The sequence below is a fragment of the Lentibacillus songyuanensis genome (assembly GCF_039548255.1).
GTDB classification, from domain to species: Bacteria; Bacillota; Bacilli; order Bacillales; family Amphibacillaceae; genus Lentibacillus_C; species Lentibacillus_C songyuanensis.
The window spans coordinates 91412-110821 of sequence record NZ_JBCLVH010000007.1; the positions used below are offsets into that span (position 1 = coordinate 91412).

Annotated in this window: 21 protein-coding genes, 1 pseudogene and 2 other annotated features; of the genes and pseudogenes, 18 read left to right on the plus strand and 4 right to left on the minus strand. The window is 40.0% G+C overall.

What is annotated here, in order from left to right:
• Positions 1-27 precede the first annotated feature (27 nt).
• The 4 genes from mdh (at position 28) to coaE (ending at position 5729) form a co-directional block, all read left to right on the plus strand.
• Positions 28-966: a malate dehydrogenase gene (gene mdh, locus WMZ97_RS09170; RefSeq protein WP_343271784.1), complete on the plus strand. Its 939-nt coding sequence runs from the start codon at positions 28-30 to the stop codon at positions 964-966.
• A gap of 619 nt (positions 967-1585) precedes the next feature.
• Complete coding sequence (gene polA, locus WMZ97_RS09175) at positions 1586-4225, plus strand: DNA polymerase I (protein ID WP_343271785.1); 2640 nt, start codon at positions 1586-1588, stop codon at positions 4223-4225.
• Between the two features lie 43 nt (positions 4226-4268).
• The gene (gene mutM, locus WMZ97_RS09180) at positions 4269-5093 is read left to right on the plus strand and encodes a DNA-formamidopyrimidine glycosylase (protein WP_343271786.1); all 825 of its coding nucleotides are present in this window, start codon (positions 4269-4271) and stop codon (positions 5091-5093) included.
• Between the two features lie 36 nt (positions 5094-5129).
• On the plus strand, positions 5130-5729 hold the full coding sequence (gene coaE / locus WMZ97_RS09185) for a dephospho-CoA kinase (protein ID WP_343271787.1): 600 nt from the start codon (positions 5130-5132) through the stop codon (positions 5727-5729).
• 255 nt (positions 5730-5984) lie between these two features.
• On the opposite strand, the gene WMZ97_RS09190 is transcribed toward coaE, so the two are convergent.
• Positions 5985-6332, minus strand: coding sequence for a CotD family spore coat protein (locus tag WMZ97_RS09190; RefSeq protein ID WP_343271788.1), 348 nt, complete (start codon positions 6330-6332; stop codon positions 5985-5987).
• 301 nt (positions 6333-6633) lie between these two features.
• Here WMZ97_RS09190 and WMZ97_RS09195 point away from each other — a divergent pair, with 301 nt between their 5' ends.
• The 13 genes from WMZ97_RS09195 (at position 6634) to WMZ97_RS09255 (ending at position 17725) form a co-directional block, all read left to right on the plus strand.
• The gene (locus WMZ97_RS09195) at positions 6634-7665 is read left to right on the plus strand and encodes a glyceraldehyde-3-phosphate dehydrogenase (RefSeq protein WP_343271789.1); all 1032 of its coding nucleotides are present in this window, start codon (positions 6634-6636) and stop codon (positions 7663-7665) included.
• Positions 7666-7820: 155 nt separating this feature from the next.
• Entirely contained in the window at positions 7821-8201 is a 381-nt protein-coding gene (locus WMZ97_RS09200) for a cytosolic protein (RefSeq protein ID WP_343271790.1), read from the plus strand.
• 241 nt (positions 8202-8442) lie between these two features.
• Positions 8443-8904: a transcriptional regulator NrdR gene (nrdR, locus tag WMZ97_RS09205; RefSeq protein WP_343271791.1), complete on the plus strand. Its 462-nt coding sequence runs from the start codon at positions 8443-8445 to the stop codon at positions 8902-8904.
• Between the two features lie 50 nt (positions 8905-8954).
• Entirely contained in the window at positions 8955-10283 is a 1329-nt protein-coding gene (locus WMZ97_RS09210) for a replication initiation and membrane attachment family protein (RefSeq protein WP_343271792.1), read from the plus strand.
• A gap of 21 nt (positions 10284-10304) precedes the next feature.
• Positions 10305-11234 carry a primosomal protein DnaI gene (gene dnaI / locus WMZ97_RS09215; RefSeq protein ID WP_343271793.1) on the plus strand — a complete coding sequence of 310 codons (930 nt, stop codon included), beginning with the start codon at positions 10305-10307 and terminating at the stop codon, positions 11232-11234.
• Between the two features lie 151 nt (positions 11235-11385).
• On the plus strand, positions 11386-11598 hold the full coding sequence (locus tag WMZ97_RS09220; protein ID WP_343271794.1) for a hypothetical protein: 213 nt from the start codon (positions 11386-11388) through the stop codon (positions 11596-11598).
• Between the two features lie 281 nt (positions 11599-11879).
• Positions 11880-12728, plus strand: coding sequence for a putative sporulation protein YtxC (ytxC, locus tag WMZ97_RS09225; protein ID WP_343271795.1), 849 nt, complete (start codon positions 11880-11882; stop codon positions 12726-12728).
• 61 nt (positions 12729-12789) lie between these two features.
• Positions 12790-13011: a binding site (T-box leader), on the plus strand.
• Between the two features lie 76 nt (positions 13012-13087).
• Entirely contained in the window at positions 13088-15022 is a 1935-nt protein-coding gene (thrS, locus tag WMZ97_RS09230) for a threonine--tRNA ligase (protein WP_343271796.1), read from the plus strand.
• Between the two features lie 126 nt (positions 15023-15148).
• Positions 15149-15274, plus strand: a sequence feature (ribosomal protein L20 leader region).
• 65 nt (positions 15275-15339) lie between these two features.
• On the plus strand, positions 15340-15843 hold the full coding sequence (gene infC / locus WMZ97_RS09235) for a translation initiation factor IF-3 (protein ID WP_343271797.1): 504 nt from the start codon (positions 15340-15342) through the stop codon (positions 15841-15843).
• A 20-nt stretch (positions 15844-15863) separates the two neighbouring features.
• Positions 15864-16061 carry a 50S ribosomal protein L35 gene (rpmI, locus tag WMZ97_RS09240; protein ID WP_343271798.1) on the plus strand — a complete coding sequence of 66 codons (198 nt, stop codon included), beginning with the start codon at positions 15864-15866 and terminating at the stop codon, positions 16059-16061.
• Between the two features lie 61 nt (positions 16062-16122).
• Positions 16123-16479 carry a 50S ribosomal protein L20 gene (gene rplT, locus WMZ97_RS09245; protein ID WP_343271799.1) on the plus strand — a complete coding sequence of 119 codons (357 nt, stop codon included), beginning with the start codon at positions 16123-16125 and terminating at the stop codon, positions 16477-16479.
• A 60-nt stretch (positions 16480-16539) separates the two neighbouring features.
• Positions 16540-16803 carry a DUF1294 domain-containing protein gene (locus WMZ97_RS09250; RefSeq protein WP_343271800.1) on the plus strand — a complete coding sequence of 88 codons (264 nt, stop codon included), beginning with the start codon at positions 16540-16542 and terminating at the stop codon, positions 16801-16803.
• A gap of 295 nt (positions 16804-17098) precedes the next feature.
• Positions 17099-17725, plus strand: coding sequence for a TVP38/TMEM64 family protein (locus tag WMZ97_RS09255; protein WP_343271801.1), 627 nt, complete (start codon positions 17099-17101; stop codon positions 17723-17725).
• Positions 17726-17833: 108 nt separating this feature from the next.
• Here WMZ97_RS09255 and WMZ97_RS21890 read toward each other — a convergent pair whose 3' ends face one another.
• From WMZ97_RS21890 to WMZ97_RS09265, 3 genes and pseudogenes are all read right to left on the minus strand, one after another.
• Positions 17834-18103: a DUF1648 domain-containing protein gene (locus WMZ97_RS21890; protein ID WP_405027671.1), complete on the minus strand. Its 270-nt coding sequence runs from the start codon at positions 18101-18103 to the stop codon at positions 17834-17836.
• Positions 18084-18295, minus strand: a pseudogene (locus WMZ97_RS09260) (autorepressor SdpR family transcription factor); the annotation flags it as partial. The gene WMZ97_RS21890 and the pseudogene WMZ97_RS09260, both read right to left, overlap by 20 nt.
• Before the next feature lie 40 nt (positions 18296-18335).
• Entirely contained in the window at positions 18336-18728 is a 393-nt protein-coding gene (locus WMZ97_RS09265; protein WP_343271802.1) for a sigma-w pathway protein ysdB, read from the minus strand.
• 118 nt (positions 18729-18846) lie between these two features.
• Here WMZ97_RS09265 and WMZ97_RS09270 point away from each other — a divergent pair, with 118 nt between their 5' ends.
• Positions 18847-19332 carry a dUTP diphosphatase gene (locus WMZ97_RS09270; protein WP_343271803.1) on the plus strand — a complete coding sequence of 162 codons (486 nt, stop codon included), beginning with the start codon at positions 18847-18849 and terminating at the stop codon, positions 19330-19332.
• The last annotated feature ends 78 nt before the right edge of the window (positions 19333-19410 follow it).

Here is a 19410-nt window from a genome sequence, read left to right on the forward strand (position 1 = left end):
GTTAAAAGAGAAGGGAAGGGGATTTACATGGCTGTTAAGCGTAATAAAATATCTGTAATCGGTTCCGGGTTCACTGGGGCAACGACAGCATTAATGCTTGCACAAAAAGAACTTGGTGACGTTGTACTTGTAGATATTCCAAATATGGAAGACCCTACAAAGGGAAAAGCACTAGATATGTTCGAAGCAAGTCCTGTCCAAGGATTCGATGCTAAAATCACTGGAACGTCAAATTATGAAGACACCAAGGATTCGGACCTTGTAATTATTACTGCTGGCATTGCCCGTAAGCCAGGTATGAGCCGGGATGATTTAGTTAATACAAATGCGAAAATCATGAAAACAGTTGCCAAGGACGTTGCCAACTATTCACCAGATTGTTTGATTGTTGTCCTGTCAAATCCGGTGGATGCCATGACATATACAGCGTTTAAAGAATCAGGCTTCCCGAAAGAACGTGTTATTGGCCAATCCGGCGTGTTGGATACTGCTCGGTTTCGTTCCTTTATTGCTGAAGAACTAAACCTGTCCGTAAAGGATATAACAGGTTTTGTTTTAGGTGGACATGGAGATAATATGGTGCCATTAATCCGTTATTCCTATGCAGGCGGAATTCCGCTAGAAACGTTAATTTCCAAAGAACGCTTGGATGAAATTGTTGCCCGTACCCGTACAGGCGGCGGCGAAATCGTGAATCTGTTGGGTAATGGCAGTGCCTATTATGCACCAGCTGCATCTTTAACCGTGATGGCCGAAGCGATTCTAAAGGATCAGCGTCGTGTGATTCCAGCAATTGCGTATCTGGAAGGGGAATACGGATACTCCGATATTTACCTTGGTGTTCCAACGATCCTTGGGGCAAATGGAATTGAAGAAATTATTGAACTGGATTTAACCGATGAAGAAAAAGCTGCATTAGATAAATCAGCGGAATCGGTTAAAAATGTATTGGAAATCTTAAAATAAGGTTACTCCTAATAGGCTCCTGTTTGCAATTATCGTAAATAGGAGCTTTTAAACTATCGAGAAGCCTGTACTCTTGGAAGCTGGGAAAAAGTTTTTAGCCTTAGAGAAATCCGAACAAAAACAAGTTTCTTTAATCGGAACTTGAATTCGTTTGGATTTTTCTTTTTACATTAATATCTCGGTGAACTTTTAAATGATAGATTATAGGAAAACCTCGATACTGATTATTCATAAACTGCGACACAGTTTCGGATAGTAGTTATCCTACCGATACGGAAATACACTACGCTTTCCGCGGGCTCGCCGTATATTTCCATCAACTATCTCTTAAGATCTATAAGTAACTTTATTCAGTAACCATTCGTCTTTTCCAGAAATATCTTTGTTATCTCTCCGCCTCTCAGGGTTGAGTTTCACGTTATTAGGACGATAGTTGCCGAACTGGGTTAAAATGCAAAAAGGCTGTCTAAAAGTTTGGCAGTCTTTTTGGATTAAAAAGCTGTGTAAAACTGGTATAATAAAGTATAATGCTAGGAAGCGTATTTTTGATGAAAAATGAACATGTTTTAGAAGCAAATGTCAGTATATAAACGATAAAAAGTAACAGGGAGGCCTTTTGGTGTCAAATAAATTAGTTTTAATCGATGGGAACAGTGTTATTTATCGGGCTTTTTTTGCCCTGCCACTGCTTAATAATGACAAGGGTGTCTATACGAATGCAGTCTATGGATTTACCACGATGCTGTTAAAAATTTTGCAAGATGAAAAGCCGACGCATATGCTTGTAGCATTTGATGCAGGTAAGACGACTTTTCGTCATGAGACGTACAAAGAATATAAGGGAGGAAGGCAGAAGACCCCGCCGGAACTGTCCGAACAATTTCCGGTTTTAAAGGAACTGCTTGATGCATTTAAGATTCCCCACTATCAGCTTGATCAATATGAAGCGGATGATATCATCGGAACGTTATCAAAAACAGGGGATGAGAAGAATTGGAAGGTAACCGTTATTTCCGGTGATAAGGACTTATTACAGCTTGTTTCAGATCAAGTAACGGTAAATGTTACCAAAAAAGGAATCAGTGAAGTTGAATCCTACACACCAGAATTTATGCTGGAGAAAATGGAGATTACGCCAGATCAAATCATTGATTTAAAAGCACTAATGGGTGATAGTTCGGATAACATTCCCGGCGTCCCTGGTGTTGGCCAAAAAACGGCAACAAAGCTGATTAAACAATATAACACGCTGGAAAAAGTATATGAAAATATGGAACAAATTAGTGGAAAAAAACTAAAAGAAAACTTGACTAATCATAAGGACGAGGCCTTTATGAGCAAAGATCTTGTGACGATTAACCGCGAATCGCCAATCGAGGTGAGCCTTGACGATATCACATACAACGGATATGAACAGCGCGACGTGAGTGCTGTATTTAAGGACCTAGGTTTCCAATCTTTATTAGATAAACTTACGGGGGAAGCAGATGATGCAAAAGAAGCTGCTGAGCTGGAAGCTATTGATTATACGATCCTTGATGAAGTGGCAGCAGATATATTTACCGGCGAAGAAGCATTGGTAATCGAGATGCTTGGGGATAATTACCATCAAGAACCAATCGAAGGCATCGGCATTGTTAATAAAAAGCATGCTTATTTTATTCCAACAGCGATTGCTATTAAATCAGATGCTTTTAAAGCATGGGCAACCGATCACGGAAAGAAAAAATATGTATTCGATGCCAAAAAAACATTGGTTGCTTTATTGAATCAAGGGATAACGATCAACGGCATCGTATTTGATATGTTTCTGGCATCCTACTTATTAAATCCCGGTGAAAATCATCATGATATTCCAACTATTGGTCATCGAATGGGGCATACAGCTGCGGTATTGTTTGATGAAGAGATTTATGGAAAAGGAGCCAAACAAAAGCTTCCTGAGAAAGAGGTGCTTGCTGACCATATTGTTCGCAAAACAAATGTATTATTCCAGATGAAAGAGAGCATGCAAGACGAGCTCAAAGCAAACGAACAATTTACGTTACTTCAAGAACTGGAAATGCCGCTTGCACTTATCCTAGGGCAAATGGAACACACGGGGGTGCAGGTCAATATTCAACGCTTGGAAGATATGGGGACGGAATTAAAACAACGGTTATACGAAATAGAACAAAATATTTATGAACTGGCAGGGGAGAAATTTAATATCAATTCGCCAAAGCAATTAGGGCCGATCTTATTCGATAAACTTGGACTCCCAGTCATTAAAAAGACGAAAACAGGGTATTCTACTGCGGCCGATGTGCTCGAGCAGCTGCGAGAAGAACATGAGATTATCCCAAAATTGCTGATGTATAGGCAGTTAGGTAAATTACAATCTACCTATGTTGAAGGATTATTAAAGGTTGTTGACCAGGACTCTCATAAAATTCATACCCGGTATAATCAAGCTTTAACCACAACGGGACGGCTAAGTTCCGTTGATCCGAATCTGCAGAATATCCCAATTCGTTTAGAAGAAGGAAGAAAGATCCGGCAGGCGTTTGTACCGGCTGAAAAGGATTGGATCATGTTTGCTGCCGACTATTCGCAAATTGAATTGCGTGTGTTGGCCCATATTGCCAAAGACGATAAATTGATCGAAGCCTTTACACAGGATACCGATATTCATACGCAAACAGCAATGGAGGTATTCCACGTAGAAAAGGACGATGTTACAGCAAATATGCGGCGCCATGCAAAAGCTGTCAATTTCGGTATCGTTTATGGGATCAGTGATTATGGCCTTTCGCAAAGCCTTGGAATAACACGGAAGGAAGCACAACAGTTTATTGACCGCTACTTTGCCAGTTATCCCAATGTCAAAACGTATATGGAAGAGATCGTTCAAGAAGCCAAGCATACTGGATATGTGACGACATTCATGAAGCGCCGGCGCTATTTACCGGAAATAACGAGCAGGAACTTTAATAAACGCAGCTTTGCAGAACGAACTGCAATGAATACGCCAATTCAGGGCAGTGCCGCCGATATTATCAAAAAGGCAATGATTGATTTGCACGAAAAATTAATCGATGAAAAACTGTCGGCTAAAATGCTGCTGCAAGTGCATGATGAACTAATTTTGGAAGCTCCGAAAGAGGAGATAGACAAGCTGAAAACGATTGTGCCGGAAGTTATGGAACACACCGTTGAACTGGATGTACCGCTTAAAGTCGATTACGCATATGGGAACAGCTGGTTTGATGCAAAGTAATAAGTCACAAGGTTGTGCTTAAATTTGTAAGGAGTAAAGAAATATGCCAGAACTACCAGAAGTAGAAACCGTAAAAAACACATTAAAACGATTTGTTATTGAAAAAACCATTGACCATCTTACCGTGTACTGGCCAAAAATTATTAAAAACCCCGATGATGTAGAAGTGTTTAAACATTTACTAACCGGACAGACGATTCACGGCATTACACGAAAAGGAAAGTTTCTCTTGTTCCAGCTTGATGATTATTGTCTTGTTTCCCATTTACGAATGGAGGGAAAATATAGTGTACACCCTCAAATAGAACCGGTTAAAAAGCATACACATGTCATTTTTACGTTTACAGATGGTCAAGAACTGCGATACAATGATGTTCGCAAATTTGGGACCATGCATGTTTTTAAAAAAGGGGAAGAATTTCAGCAAAAGCCGCTGAACCAATTAGGACCAGATCCGTTTGATAAGGAGTTTACCAGCGAGTATTTTTATAACAAATTAAAACGAACCCAACGTGCCATTAAACCCGTATTGCTTGATCAGTCCATTGTTGCAGGACTAGGCAATATCTATGTTGATGAAACACTATTTCGAGCAGGGATCCATCCGTTAAAGAAAGCCAATAAGTTAACCAAAAAAGAAACAAACGCCATTCGAACAGCGGCGATGCAAACCTTAGATGAAGCGGTGGCTCAAGGTGGGACAACCATTCGCTCGTATGTCAACGGTCAGGGAGAAATGGGGATGTTTCAGCAAGAACTATTTGTATATGGGCAGGAAAATCAGGCATGTAAAAAATGTGGAAAACCCATTGTTAAAATGAAAATTGGCGGCCGTGGCACACATCTTTGTGTTACTTGCCAAAAATAGCTGTACAGTTAGTGGCTCTTAATGGAGGGTGATAAAATGGCTTTGACGATTGGTCTTACTGGAAGTATTGCAAGTGGAAAGAGCACGGTATCTCTTATGTTTGATGATTATCGTATCCCCATGGTTGATGCGGATAAACTGTCCCGTGACGTTGTACGGCCGGGGGAACAAGCATATGAGCAAATCATCGATACATTTGGTACGGATATTTTACGAAATGATAAATCCATTGATCGCAAGCAATTGGGTTCCATTGTTTTTGCAGATGAAACAAAGCTCCAGCAATTAAATGCGATTGTCCACCCAGCAATACGAGAAAAGATGCTGACAACAAGAGATTCGTTGATTCATGCTGGAGCCTCATGTGTTGTGCTGGATATCCCGCTACTATTTGAAAGTAAATTAACCCACTTTGTAGACAAAACGTTGGTTGTGTTTGTTGATGAAGAGGTACAGCTGAAACGGCTGATGGAACGGGATCATTTTACGGAGGAAGAAGCTATCCAGCGCATTCAATCGCAAATTCCGGTCAAGGAAAAGGCGGCAATGGCTGACGCAGTGATTGATAATAATGGGACAAAATATCAGTCCTATGAACAGTTAGAAACGGTTTTAAAAGAGTGGAAGGTAATATAGAAACATTTCATATCAGATAGAAAATGCGAACACACATCAAATAAAAAAACGTCTATGCAGAACATAGACGTTTTTGTTTAGGCGGTGGTATTCAATGGGAGGTGTTAACTTAGGTTAAAGTAAGTGAAAGGGTGGAGGTGAATCCTTCCAACTTTGCTTTTTAAAATAGTCATTTGCTAGCAAACATTTCGTTTGCATGGTGCATAGAATAAACTTAGGGAATGTGAATCAGGGATGCATGACGGAAATAATAGTTTATATCCAGCTCCGTCGTTTGTGACATCCGCAGTTACTCCCATTATTACTCCCATTATTGCTGTTACTTTCGGGACTAATTCTCCGGCAATTTGGAGAGTTGACATCACTTCCGCAATCGTAATTCTCCACTACTGTTTCGTTTACATTGGAATGGGTAACGGGATAATAATTCTCATTTCTAATGACAGTTCGATTGACATTAACAACCTCAGTTGGGTGGATATTCTTGACAACGCGCGTATTCGTTTTTGTTTTTTCCACCCTTCTGGCAGGGTTCACAATTACCTCGTCATTAGCCGGTGAAACGGAATTATTATTTTGACATGATCGACAATGATGTTTCATAAGGTTTATCCCTCCTTTCTGCTATATTGTATGTGGCAAGAAAAAGTTTGTCTTAGATGGGGGCACTAAATAGATCGAAAATGTGCTTTTACTATAATGAAACAATGTAGTTTGAACCTTCAGCATGGTTTTAATCATTTTTGTGTGTTACCTATAATAGTCTTTTCGTGTTATTAGCATATTCTCCTCAAGCGAATTTGGACCTTTTCTTTTCATTTTAGGCATCACATTTTGAGTGAAATGTGTTATACTATTTTTAACGATGAAGTTAATGAGTATAGCATATTGGGAGGACTATCAAATGAATAAAACTCGAATTGCGATTAATGGATTTGGTCGTATTGGACGAATGGTATTTCGCCAAGCGATGAAGGATGAACAATTAGATGTAGTAGCGATCAATGCAAAATATCCTCCAGAAACACTCGCGCATTTAATTAAGTATGATAGTGTACATGGTATTTATGATGGAGAAGTGAAAGCACTCCAGGAAGACCTTCAGGTAGATGGTCAAAAAGTGTTATTGGTGAATGAACGAAATCCAGAAAACCTTCCGTGGGATGAATTGGAGATTGATATTGTTATTGAGGCAACAGGCAAATTCAATTCACGCGATGGAGCAGGATTGCATCTGCAGGCTGGGGCGAAGAAAGTAGTGATAACCGCACCAGGTAAGCAGGTAGACCAGACAATCGTGATGGGGGTTAATCATGAGGAGTATAACCCTGACCGTGACCACGTTGTTTCGAATGCATCTTGTACAACAAACTGTCTAGCACCAGTAGTAAAGGTACTGGATCAGCATTTTGGAATTAAAAACGGCCTAATGACTACTGTGCATGCGTTCACAAATGATCAACATAATACGGATAACCCACATAAAGATTTAAGAAGAGCAAGAGGCTGTACCCAGTCGATTATTCCTACGTCAACAGGTGCTGCAAAAGCGCTAGGGGAAGTCATGCCTCATTTGAAAGGAAAATTGCATGGAATGGCATTACGCGTACCAACACCAGATGTTTCGCTGGTTGATTTAGTCGTTGACGTCCAGCGTCCGGTTACTATAAACGAGATAAATGATGCATTTAAAGAAGCAGCGGAAAATGAATTAGCAGGAATTATCAAATATAGTAATGAACCGCTTGTTTCCGTTGATTATACAACTACTGATTATTCAGCGATTATTGATGGTTTATCCACGATGGTGCTGGAGGATAATAAAGTAAAGGTGTTAGCCTGGTATGACAACGAATGGGGCTACTCACACAGAGTGATTGACCTTGCTAAATATGTCGGTCATTATATGCATCAAAAACAAATGAAAATTTCATAAGTGATCGATAAGGCAGTTCATCAAGGCGGTGAACTGCCTTTGTTATTTGTCGAGATATCATAGTGAAAAACCAAAAAACATGTTAAAATAAAGAAATATCGTATACTGATGTACAAACGTAACTATACATTCATTAATTTTGGGTGGGGAGTATATTGTCCGTTAAACAGGCCTTTATGAAATATTTTAGTAATCATGCAGAAACTGGAGAAAACCATTGGGATCCAGCATTGCGAACACATTATTATAAACTAACCAAGGATAATGGGTTAAAGAAGATTGAAGCATTTTTTAACCATTCAGATACATATGAAGTGAATGCCATTTCCAATGAACATGGGGAAATAAGTGTTCATGTAACAAAAGGACGAAAAGCCTTTGTTATTATAACGGTTATCATGGTAAGGCCTTATCGAACGGCGATTGATTTTGCCGTTACCAGTGAATCATTCTTGCCATTTGATTTTGGGTATAGTTCATCGTTGATTCAACGATTATATCATGAATTTGATAACACTTTTCCTTTAATTGATTAGCAGTGCGTGTTCAAAAAGGAGGATAAAAAGGACCGAGAAGTTCGAGGCGGCATAGTTTTGAGCAGCGGAATGTATGCAAATAGATACACTGAATCCGCATCGCACGCCGGAAAAGTGGTTTTCTTTTCCAAGGAGCGGAGAAACAAGCCAACGAAGAAATTCGATGTGTCATTTTTACCGGACTTTTTGAACAGACTCTAGCATGAAATTCCTAATTCTAAGCGAACGGGGTGAAGCTTCGATGCGGTGTTCCAATTGTCAAAACAAAAGTACAAAGGTTACGGATTCCCGCCCGATTGAAGAAGGTCGGGTGATACGAAGACGCAGGGAATGTGAGCAATGTGGATACAGGTTTACAACATTTGAACGGATGGAAGAGGTCCCGTTAATTGTGGTGAAAAAGGATGGAGCCAGGCAGGAATTTAATCGGGACAAACTGGTTCGCGGTCTGATCAAATCATGTGAAAAACGTCCGGTTCCATTAGGGAAGATTGAGGAAATCGCATTAAATGTCGAAAAAGAGTTACGTGATAGCGGTGCCTCGGAAGTTCCAAGTGAAGAAATTGGCGAAAAGGTGATGGACCGATTATCAGCGGTTGATGAAGTTGCCTATGTAAGATTTGCTTCTGTATATCGTCAATTCAAAGATATTAGTGTATTTTTAGACGAGTTGAAGGATTTAATTAATACGGATAAAAAATGAGTGGGTTATCCACTTGGATGCACTGTGTTTAATTATTAGAGGTGAGATTTGTGAATGTTTTCGAGAAGATTTTTCCGATTGAAGGCTACGTTGTCGAGCAAAAGGGGAATTTGCCCAAGGGCTACACAAAGGCATTAACCCATTTATATCAGCCACTGATTGGCTTAACAGCTGTTATGCTATATCAAACGCTTCTGCATGAAATGGAGCTGCAACAGGGGGATAAGCCACAGACACATCATACGTTAATGAATTATATGAATTTACCGCTGGATGAAATTTATCAAGCTCGGTTAAAGCTGGAAGGCATCGGTTTGTTAAAAACGTTTAAACATCAAACAGACCCAAATGACTATTATACCTATGTCCTATTGGAGCCTTTTGCGCCAGGTGATTTTTTTAAGGATGATATGTTAACCCAATTGTTATATCATCACTTAGGTGAGGATAAATTCGCTATGTTGAAGAATCATTATTCGGTTCATTCCAGGGAGGAAAGCGGCAATGAGATTACCGCAGCGTTTCAAGAGGTATTCCAAACATTTCAACCGCAAGACCCTCCTGTAGAGGCAGTTGACATACCAGTTCCCGAACAGGAGCGAACCATTGATTTTACATGGATGAGGCAGATGCTGCGCCAGCGAATGATCCCCGAGGAATCCGTGCTAACCTTAGAAAATCGGAAACTCATTTCGCAAATGATGGTATTATATGATTTGGCGGAACACGAGGTTGAAAAAGCAGTTATGTGGGCATTAACGGCCGAGAATAGTCTTGATCCGGATGAATTTAAGGGTGCTTGTCATGATTTATTCCATTCCAGTCATCAGGAATCGGTTGTCAAGCTGACCGATCGACTGACAGAACAGAAGCGGAGACAACCAACTGTAAAGCCTGCTACGAAAGAAGAGCAGCTTATTTATGAACTGGAAACGATATCGCCAAAACAATTATTGGAGGATTTGTCCAGTGGGAACCATGCATCCGGACAGGATTTGAAGATTATTCGTGATGTGATGACTACCCAGGGTCTGCCAGCTCCTGTGATGAACGTGTTGATTCATTATGTGTTACTTCAATCGAATATGAAATTATCAAAAGCTTATTTAGAAACAATTGCCAGTCATTGGTCTCGTGCCAATTTACAAACGGCGAAGGAAGCAATGGAATTTGCCAAAAAAGAAAAGGCCAAGTACCAAAAGGGATCCCCGAAAAAGCAAAACTATCGTCGTCCCGTTTCGAATGAAGTGGTGCCTGATTGGTTTAAAGAACGGAAGAAGAAACAAGCAAAAGCCAATGCAGGAGCCAACTATACCGAGACAGAAGAAGAGAAAGCGGAATTTGATGCACTGTTACGCGAATTTACGAGTAAAAAATAATCATTTGCAAGGATGATTCGTATGGAACCAATTAAATCCACATTAAAAAAATGGATGCAAGGAAATAAAAACTTTCAAGAGAATTACCTGTCGATGAAGCAGGAAGTTCTTGAGGATCCGGAAATAAGTGAATTTCTTCGCTTGCACCCACATTTAACACAAACTGAAATTGATAAAAGCCTCATGAAATTATATGAGTATAAAACACAATCCAAACAATGTGATCAATGCGCTTCATTTGGTCAATGTATCAATATGATTCAAGGGTATTCTCCGGTGCTTCAAGCCGATAAGGGTGAGATTCATTTAACCTATGAGAAATGTCATAATCGAGTGGCAAACGAAAAACAACGAGAGCAGGAACGTCTGATTCGTAGTTTGTATATGCCCAAGGATATTTTGCATGCGAATTTCAACAATATGGATATTGATGATAAGCGACGGACGATTGTTAAACAGCTCATGATGTTTGTCAAACAGGCGCAAACAGCCATCCCTGAAAAAGGGTTTTATTTATCGGGCCCGTTTGGTATAGGAAAAACATACCTGCTCGGGGCCATGGCCAATGAATTAAAACAACAAAACATCTCGTCCATGCTAATTTTCATGCCAGAATTTGTTCGGGAAATGAAGAGCTCGATTAAAGATGACTCTATCAACCAGAAGATAGATTATTTTAAAAAAGCGGACGTTCTTATGCTTGATGACATTGGTGCGGAAACACAGTCAGCCTGGTTCCGGGATGAAATTTTGGGTTCCATTCTGCAGTATCGGATGATGGAGCGCCTGCCAGTATTTTTCACATCTAACTATAGCTTGGAACAGTTGGAAGAACAACTCGCGATTTCTAATCGGGGCGGGGTAGAACACGTTAAGGCAGGTAGGATTATAGAACGGATCAAGCAGGTTAGTGTCGAGGTAACCATGGATGGGGAAAACCGACGCGACTAAATAAGTTGGAGTATAAAAGAAATCGGTGGATGCACCGATTTCTTTTTGCGCAGGGATAAGAAGTACATGGATCAGGACATTTTATAGTATAGTTTGTCGCTATTTTTTTAGACTGCGACATACGGGGGGATGTTTCCAAATAGGAGTGCGCTTGCCACCTGGTCTCTCCAGCCAGGTCCTCGATTTTGACCAGCAAAAGCGAATACCGATCGAGGGATATCCGATGTTCGCCGATGAATGTACGCTCTGGCAGTTGAGTGACCGAACGGGTGAATTTTTCTGTCGTACGGTACATCGACCGGCAGTTGAGGGCCGAACCAAAATTAATTCTTCTCCAGCATTCGATGCCTTTTCCCGTCAATGAGCTGCCAAACCAGGATGAGACTAAGGTTGTGCCTATGGAAAGCTTTAGTATTCTGGTAGAGCGAAACCCAAGCACTCTTCTTCCTGTGGAATGAGGGAAACCGTCACAAAAGAGAATTGTCACTAGGTCGCATTTTCCATCAATTACAAATTATATACCCCATTGAATTGAAAAAAGTAACCTGAGAAATAGTATTGTTACTAGTTTTTTCAGATTGTACATTTTTTCATCCGTTTGTCCATATAATGTAACAGTTTGGTCTTGGATGAGGGTGATGTTGTTTGCTGGAAGTTTATTTTAATTCGGACAAGGAAGTTATCCGTTTTTGTGAGTATTTATTTCGTTACAACAGAACAATTGAATTGCATTGGAAAACTGACAAAGATTGGGGGAATCAACTGCAACTCGACTATCAAGTCCCCGGTAATGAAGTGCTGGAGACAATTGCCAGAGCTATGAAGGATGTGTTCATTCATCATCGGCTGACAGATATGATAAGACATATTATTAATGATTACTACTACTATACAAACAACGATGAAATGGAACGTATTCTGGATTTAACCCATTGGATTTTTTCCGGAGAAGATGAGGACAGTCTGCTGGTACGCAAGAATAAGGACCCGGGGCAATTATTGCAATCCTTATTCATTGCCAACATTAAAAACACGGGAAGGATCCATTATGATTCCATTGTTCAGTTCCGCTTAAAAGCCTTTAAGGATCAATTAGTTCATTATGTGGGACTGGCAATCGATGAATTTAAACGGGAAGAAGATCATCAAGCCTTTGTCAATATGCTGCGTGAATATATTGCCAAAAAAGAAGCATCCTATAACGTAATCCACGTATTACAAGGGAATCCTTTTACCTTTTTTAAAGAAGATGGGAAACTGTTTTCGAAACGAGAATTACGAACGGCTATGAAAAACGAGCCACTATATATTGTCGGGCTGGATGAGGATGAACTAAATTTAGCACCATTGGTAGCCATGGCACCGAAAAAAATCAAAATTTACGGGGACCACCCATCAGAGCCGAAAACATTAACCGTGATTAATGTTTTTGAGGAAAAAGTGGAATTTAAGTCGTCTAAACAATTTCCTTTCGCCTATTTTTTAAAAAAGTAACGGTAAAGGCTTGATTTTCATAACATGAAGGGCTATAATACGATTTATATTATTTTCATATGAACAAGTATGGATAAGGACAAGATCATTTGCGCGCTGTATAACAAAGAGATGGAGGTCACTGGCTGAAAGCTTCCACTATACAATCAGATGATTACCACCTTTGAACTCTGTTATTGAACAATTTCAGTAAATAGCAGCGTATCATCTGCGTTAATGATGTAAAGCCGTAATGTTTTACGGGAAATAGGGTGGAACCACGTGACCAACGCTCGTCCCTTTGCTAATAGAAGCAGAGGGGTGGGCGTTTTTTAATGTTTTAAATGGCAATAGTAAAACCAGAAAAAGGAGCGATCATTATGGCAGCAGACATGGCAATTATTTTTCCGGATGGAGCCGAGAAGACATTTCCCGCCGGAACAACTGGGGAGGAAATCGCAGCTTCGATTTCTCCAGGACTAAAGAAACAGGCACTGGCGATCAAACTGGATGGAAAACTGTATGATTTGAAACGGGAATTACATCAGGGTGGAACCATCGAGATTATCACATATAAAAATAAGGAAGGCATTGAGATTGAACGGCATTCCGCAGCACATTTAATGGCCCAGGCGATTAAGCGATTATATAAGAACGTGAACTTCGGTGTCGGTCCGGTTATCGAGGAAGGCTTCTATTATGATATGGACATGGAGCATACCATTACACCAGAAGATCTGCCAGCGATTGAAAAAGAAATGCGCAAGATAGTTGATGAGAATTTGGCTATTGAACGTATTGAAGTAACACGTGAAAAAGCGAAGGAAATGTTTCAGAATGATGCATTGAAACTCGAATTAATTGATGCTATTCCAGAAGGTGAACAGGTTACGATTTACAAACAAGGTGAATTTTTCGATCTTTGCCGAGGTGTCCATGTTCCTTCTACAAGCAAAATCAAAGCATTTAAGCTGCTGAGTATTTCTGGAGCATATTGGCGCGGAGACAGCAATAATCAACAGCTGCAGCGTATTTATGGGACTGCGTTTGAAAAGCAAAGCCAGGTGGACGAATATTTGCACATCCTGGAGGAGCGAAAAGAACGCGACCATCGAAAGCTTGGAAAAGAACTGGGGATTTTCACCATTTCCCAAAAAGTTGGTCAAGGTTTGCCAATGTGGCTGCCAAAAGGAGCAACGATTCGCCGGAATATTGAACGCTATATCGTGGACCTGGAGGAACGGTTAGGCTATGACCATGTCTATACACCGGTACTAGGCAGTCTTGATTTATACAAAACGAGTGGACATCTGGACCATTATGAAGACGACATGTTTCCGATTATGGAAATGGACAACGAAGATTTGGTGTTACGCCCAATGAACTGCCCGCACCACATGATGGTCTATAAAAATCAGTTATACAGTTATCGCAATTTGCCGGTTCGAATTGCAGAACTTGGCATGATGCATCGGTATGAAATGTCTGGCGCATTAGCCGGACTACAACGGGTACGGGCAATGACCTTGAATGATGCGCATATTTTTGCCCGCCCCGATCAATTGAAGGATGAATTTATCCGTGTTGTGGAACTGGTTCAAAAAGTATATGAGGACTTTGGGATTAACGATTACTACTTCCGACTCTCGTACCGTGATCCAGACGATAAAGAAAAATATATCGACAATGATGAAATGTGGGAAAAAGCCCAATCGATGCTGAAGGAAACAATGGAAGAGATGGGCGTAGAGTATGTAGAGGCAATTGGTGAAGCGGCATTTTATGGTCCAAAGCTTGATGTCCAAGTAAAAACGGCCATTGGTAAAGATGAAACATTGTCTACGGTTCAGATTGACTATCAATTACCGGAGCGGTTTGACCTGACATACGTCGGCGAAGATGGCAAAGAACATCGTCCAGTCGTTATCCACCGTGGAGTTGTATCGACAATGGAACGGTTTGTTGCCTTCTTGCTGGAAGAATATAAGGGCGCATTTCCAACATGGCTGGCACCTGTGCAGGCGAAAGTGATCCCTGTATCACCACAAGCCCACTTGGATTATGCCAAACGTGTAGAAGACAAACTCAGACTGGAAGGTGTACGGGTCGAGGTGGATGAGCGTGATGAAAAGATCGGCTATAAAATTCGAGAAGCCCAAACGCAAAAAATACCATTCGCCCTCGTTGTCGGTGATAATGAACTACAAGACAATGCCGTTAATGTCCGGCGTTACGGTGAAAAAAAATCAGAAACAATGTCGTTTGAAGCATTTAAACAACTGATTACCACAGAAATAGCCGAGAAAACATTGTAATTGGGGGCGGTCTCCTACTACGCTAATACGTTAATGTTGTAATGTATTAGCACGGTAGGGGACAGACCCCATGTTTGACATATACCCTATTTGATGTTATTCTGTAAAAGTTGAATTTAATGATCGAAAGACAAGTAGGAGCACCCGCTTCTCACCTGATCGACGCATGTTTGCTGTTGACTGGTCCGAATTTTTCTAATAGACTATTGGAAAGGTGTGGGTGCATCGATGTGCCGACACATTTTTTATGCGAAAATAACTTGTCAACGATTATAGCTTTACAATAAATTTGGAGGTGGCTGGCTATTAGCAAAGATATGAATGTCAATGAGAAAATTCGTGCGAGAGAGGTACGTCTGATTGATTCAAATGGTGATCAGCTTGGAGTGAAATCACGAAACGAAGCATTAGATATTGCGACAAAACGAAACCTTGATTTGGTTCTTGTAGCTCCAAATGCGAAACCACCTGTCTGTCGGATCATGGATTTTGGTAAGTATCGCTATGAACAGCAGAAGAAGGAAAAAGAAGCGCGCAAGAAACAAAAGATCATCAATGTTAAAGAAGTTCGCTTTACGCCTGGAATTGGTGATCATGATTTTAATACCAAATTAAAAAATGCTCGTAAATTCCTTGATAATGGCGATAAGGTAAAAGCATCGGTTCGTTTTCGCGGACGTGCAATTACCCATAAGGAGCTTGGCCAGGAAGTTTTAGATCGGTTAGCTGAAGAAGTAAAGGATATTTCGACAGTAGAATCTAAAGCAAAAATGGAAGGCCGTAATATGTTTATGATGCTTGCTCCAATTAACGAAAAATAATTCTGGGAGGAAATTCTATTATGCCTAAAATGAAAACTCATAAAGGTACACAAAAACGTTTTAAACGAACGGGTTCTGGAAAACTGAAACGTTCACATGCGTACACAAGTCATATGTTCGCACACAAATCACAAAAGCAAAAGCGCAAATTGCGTAAATCTGCACTTGTATCTGCAGGAGACTACAAACGCATTAAGCAAATGCTTCCGAATAAATAAGCACACAGATTATAATGAAACTAATTGAGGATACATTGGATTGTATTAGGAGGGAATTATTATGCCACGTGTAAAAGGTGGAACAGTTACGCGCAGACGTCGTAAACGCGTATTAAAACTAGCTAAAGGTTATTATGGTTCAAAACGGACGTTATTTAAAACAGCAAAACAGCAAGTAATGAAGTCAGGTCAGTATGCATATCGTGACCGCAGACAGAAGAAACGTGATTTCCGTAAGCTTTGGATCGCACGTATCAACGCTGCAGCACGCATGAATGATATTTCATACAGCAAGTTAATGCATGGTTTAAAAGTAGCTGGTATTGAAGTGAACCGTAAAATGTTGTCAGATCTCGCCATTAATGACGAACAAGCATTTACCCAGCTTACTGATAAAGCAAAAGCAGCTTTAAAATAAGACGAAAGTGATCATCTCTTTGATTGGGGGATGGTCATTTTTTAATATGGAGGAAATTGGATGACTTTGCTTATTAGTTACGTGATTTTAGTAAACTTGCTTGGCTTTGTGGTAATGGGAATTGATAAACGAAAAGCAAAACACCACCAGTGGCGGATATCGGAAAAAACATTATGGGGGATAATGATCATTGGCGGATCGGTTGGTTCGTTTCTTGGTATGCAATTTTTTCACCATAAGACAAAACACCGTTCATTTCAGCTAGGGGTACCGCTGCTGATTTTTCTTCAGATTGGATTGCTTATTTCTCTGCTAATGTCATAAAGGCTCGTCTATTGTCATATACATGTATTAATCGTTTTCACGCATTAACGGACTGTAATCCCCCACCCTTAAACGTGAGTAAAACATGAATTAAGAAAAAAGTGGGGTAAATCAGCCCGTAAATCTCCTGATTCTGTTCAACTAACATTCAGTGGTAGGAAAGGGTAGGATCGAAAGTCACGTCTCTTCGTCTTCGAATGCATAGCATGTCTTGTACTGCGAAAACAACCCACAGAATGAAGTTTCACTTTATGAAAAAAGATTGCCACGATGACAACGAAGAAGGGGGATCATTATGCATGTGTTTGGCAATTATTTCATGACGATCATCGAAACGGGCGGCTTGTTTGCACCTATATTATTTATCAGTTTTCATTTATTACGGCCATTATTTTTTCTTCCTGTAGTATTTATCTGCGTTTCTGGGGGTATTTTATTTGGAACGGTTGCCGGAACCGTATACTCCCTGATTGGGATTACCTTATCAAGTGTTGTTTTTTATGGTATTATCCGCTGGATGCCAAAAACCTTCAACCGGTTGACCAATATGCAACAAAAACTAATTGGCAAGCATTCCGATTTTACGACTACCCAAATCGCGGTACTGCGACTGGTGCCATTTATCCATTTTCATCTGTTATCCTTATGCCTAATCCAAATCACAGCCGGGTTTAAGGAATATACTAAGTCATCCTTGCTATCAAACATTCCATTGGCGCTTGTTTATACATCTGTCGGGCAATGGATTTCAAGCCTGTCTCCTTTTTATGTCGCCATCTGTGTCATCGCATTATTGCCACTTATTTATTTGCTGCGACGAAAAGAAATTGTTATTAAATGGCGGGATTTTTTCCACGAAGGTGCAGAACCAAGTCCCAGGCGTCCAGCTAAGAAAGTCCGCCTGCACCCGGCACGGCAATAACCTGCTTCGAAGTGAGCGCATTCTGAAGTCCCAGTAGAACAAAAAATGGATATAAAAAGACAAGCGATTTTAAAGATAGTAAGGATTGATTATCCTTGCTATCTTTTTTTATAAATTAAAAATATATATTTTCGGATCAATCTTCGGCACTGCAATGAACATGATGTACATAAAGACAATAAGGCCGACCATGATCAGCATAGCTCCTACTTTAGAAGAATACCCATTGACATTACCATTTAAATCCCAATGAGTTGGAATTTGTGAGGGTAAATGGGGGAAAGCAATAACCCAGGAAAGAAGAGATAAAACAACTAAAATATTGGAAAAGGATGTTTTTTCATACGTGCGATACCTCCTATCTGTTATAAAAATCAATCGCCCAGCTGATGATGTCCTGAAAAACAGTTGCGTTCAATGCGTAAAATACATACTGTCCTTTTTTTCATCTTGAACTAAATTTGCATTTTTAAGCAATTTAAGGTGTTGTGAAATACTTGGCTTTGACATTGCAAAATGTTCCGATATCTCACCGGCTGTTAAGTCCTGTTCTTTTAATAAATCTAAAAGTTAGAAAACCTACTGAATGAAGTTTTATTTTAACATCCTGTTACTCCACCGGCGTGATCAGTAATCGGTTAATTGGATGTTTCCATTCCATATGCGCATACGGGTAATGGCTTATCAGCTTCTCTTCTAAAAAATATAAGTCGTCCCGTGTAAAACCTCGTAAATCTAACGGTTCTGGTGCTGTAACAAGAATGGTAATGACTTCGAATGCATGTTCCGTAATACCTACATATTTTTCTCCCTCAAACAGACAGCCTTTATAAACAAATTGCAAGTTCTTTTTACTGTTTTGTTCCTCATCTAATAAAAAGAATGCCTTTTTTCTCTTGGCGGCTTGTAATTTTCTGCGTGGACTTTTAATGTATTGAATTATGGTGTAAACAAGAAAAGCAAGTGCAACCAAAATAAGTACGCGGAACAAAAATACAATCATAGTACCCGTCTCCTAAGAATGTAGTTATGTTCTACTACGGATAGCAATGCATTAAGGTTTCACTATAATCACTTTTTCGTGATACAATCGAATAAAAGCAATAAAGGGGTACGACAATATGGACTGGAATACGTTATTTACGATGCAGAAACAATTAGACCATTATATTGAAAAAACACAAGAAGTGACTGGCAAAGATTTATTTCAAGAGAAGATACTCGCACTCTTCGTAGAAATCGGTGAACTTGCTAATGAGACACGCTGTTTTAAATTTTGGAGTGTAAAACCTAAAAGTAAACAGGATATTATCTTAGCAGAGTATGTGGATGGTCTGCATTTTATTATGTCGCTGGGTCTCGATTGCGGTTATGGATATGAATCTCAGACCATTAAAAATGGAGAAAACACCGTAACCGAGCAGTTTAACCATGTTTTTTCCTCCTGTATACTATTCAACCAGGATCCGTCTGTAGCCAACTATGAACAATTGTTTGTCGCGTATTTGGTATTAGGAAAGCAATTGGGATTTGATGAAGAGGCAGTATACCAAGCCTATAGGAAGAAAAATGAAATTAACTACGAGCGGCAGGATCAAGGGTATTGAAAGGCAATATTATTTTGTGATTGGAAACAACCCAGTTATAATGGAAATGTGAATTATTAAAGGAGGATAACTGTACAT

Bases quoted from the DNA above. Each gene is read 5' to 3' on its own strand.
- coaE (WP_343271787.1), top strand. From the start codon at position 5,130: ATGGCTTTGACGATTGGTCTTACTGGAAGTATTGCAAGTGGAAAGAGC.
- nrdR (WP_343271791.1), top strand. From the start codon at position 8,443: ATGCGGTGTTCCAATTGTCAAAACAAAAGTACAAAGGTTACGGATTCC.
- rplT (WP_343271799.1), top strand. From the start codon at position 16,123: ATGCCACGTGTAAAAGGTGGAACAGTTACGCGCAGACGTCGTAAACGC.
- rpmI (WP_343271798.1), top strand. From the start codon at position 15,864: ATGCCTAAAATGAAAACTCATAAAGGTACACAAAAACGTTTTAAACGA.
- infC (WP_343271797.1), top strand. From the start codon at position 15,340: ATGAATGTCAATGAGAAAATTCGTGCGAGAGAGGTACGTCTGATTGAT.
- WMZ97_RS09250 (WP_343271800.1), top strand. From the start codon at position 16,540: ATGACTTTGCTTATTAGTTACGTGATTTTAGTAAACTTGCTTGGCTTT.
- thrS (WP_343271796.1), top strand. From the start codon at position 13,088: ATGGCAGCAGACATGGCAATTATTTTTCCGGATGGAGCCGAGAAGACA.
- WMZ97_RS09265 (WP_343271802.1), bottom strand. From the start codon at position 18,728: ATGATTGTATTTTTGTTCCGCGTACTTATTTTGGTTGCACTTGCTTTT.
- WMZ97_RS09195 (WP_343271789.1), top strand. From the start codon at position 6,634: ATGAATAAAACTCGAATTGCGATTAATGGATTTGGTCGTATTGGACGA.
- dnaI (WP_343271793.1), top strand. From the start codon at position 10,305: ATGGAACCAATTAAATCCACATTAAAAAAATGGATGCAAGGAAATAAA.
- WMZ97_RS09255 (WP_343271801.1), top strand. From the start codon at position 17,099: ATGCATGTGTTTGGCAATTATTTCATGACGATCATCGAAACGGGCGGC.
- WMZ97_RS09190 (WP_343271788.1), bottom strand. From the start codon at position 6,332: ATGAAACATCATTGTCGATCATGTCAAAATAATAATTCCGTTTCACCG.
- mdh (WP_343271784.1), top strand. From the start codon at position 28: ATGGCTGTTAAGCGTAATAAAATATCTGTAATCGGTTCCGGGTTCACT.
- WMZ97_RS09270 (WP_343271803.1), top strand. From the start codon at position 18,847: ATGGACTGGAATACGTTATTTACGATGCAGAAACAATTAGACCATTAT.
- mutM (WP_343271786.1), top strand. From the start codon at position 4,269: ATGCCAGAACTACCAGAAGTAGAAACCGTAAAAAACACATTAAAACGA.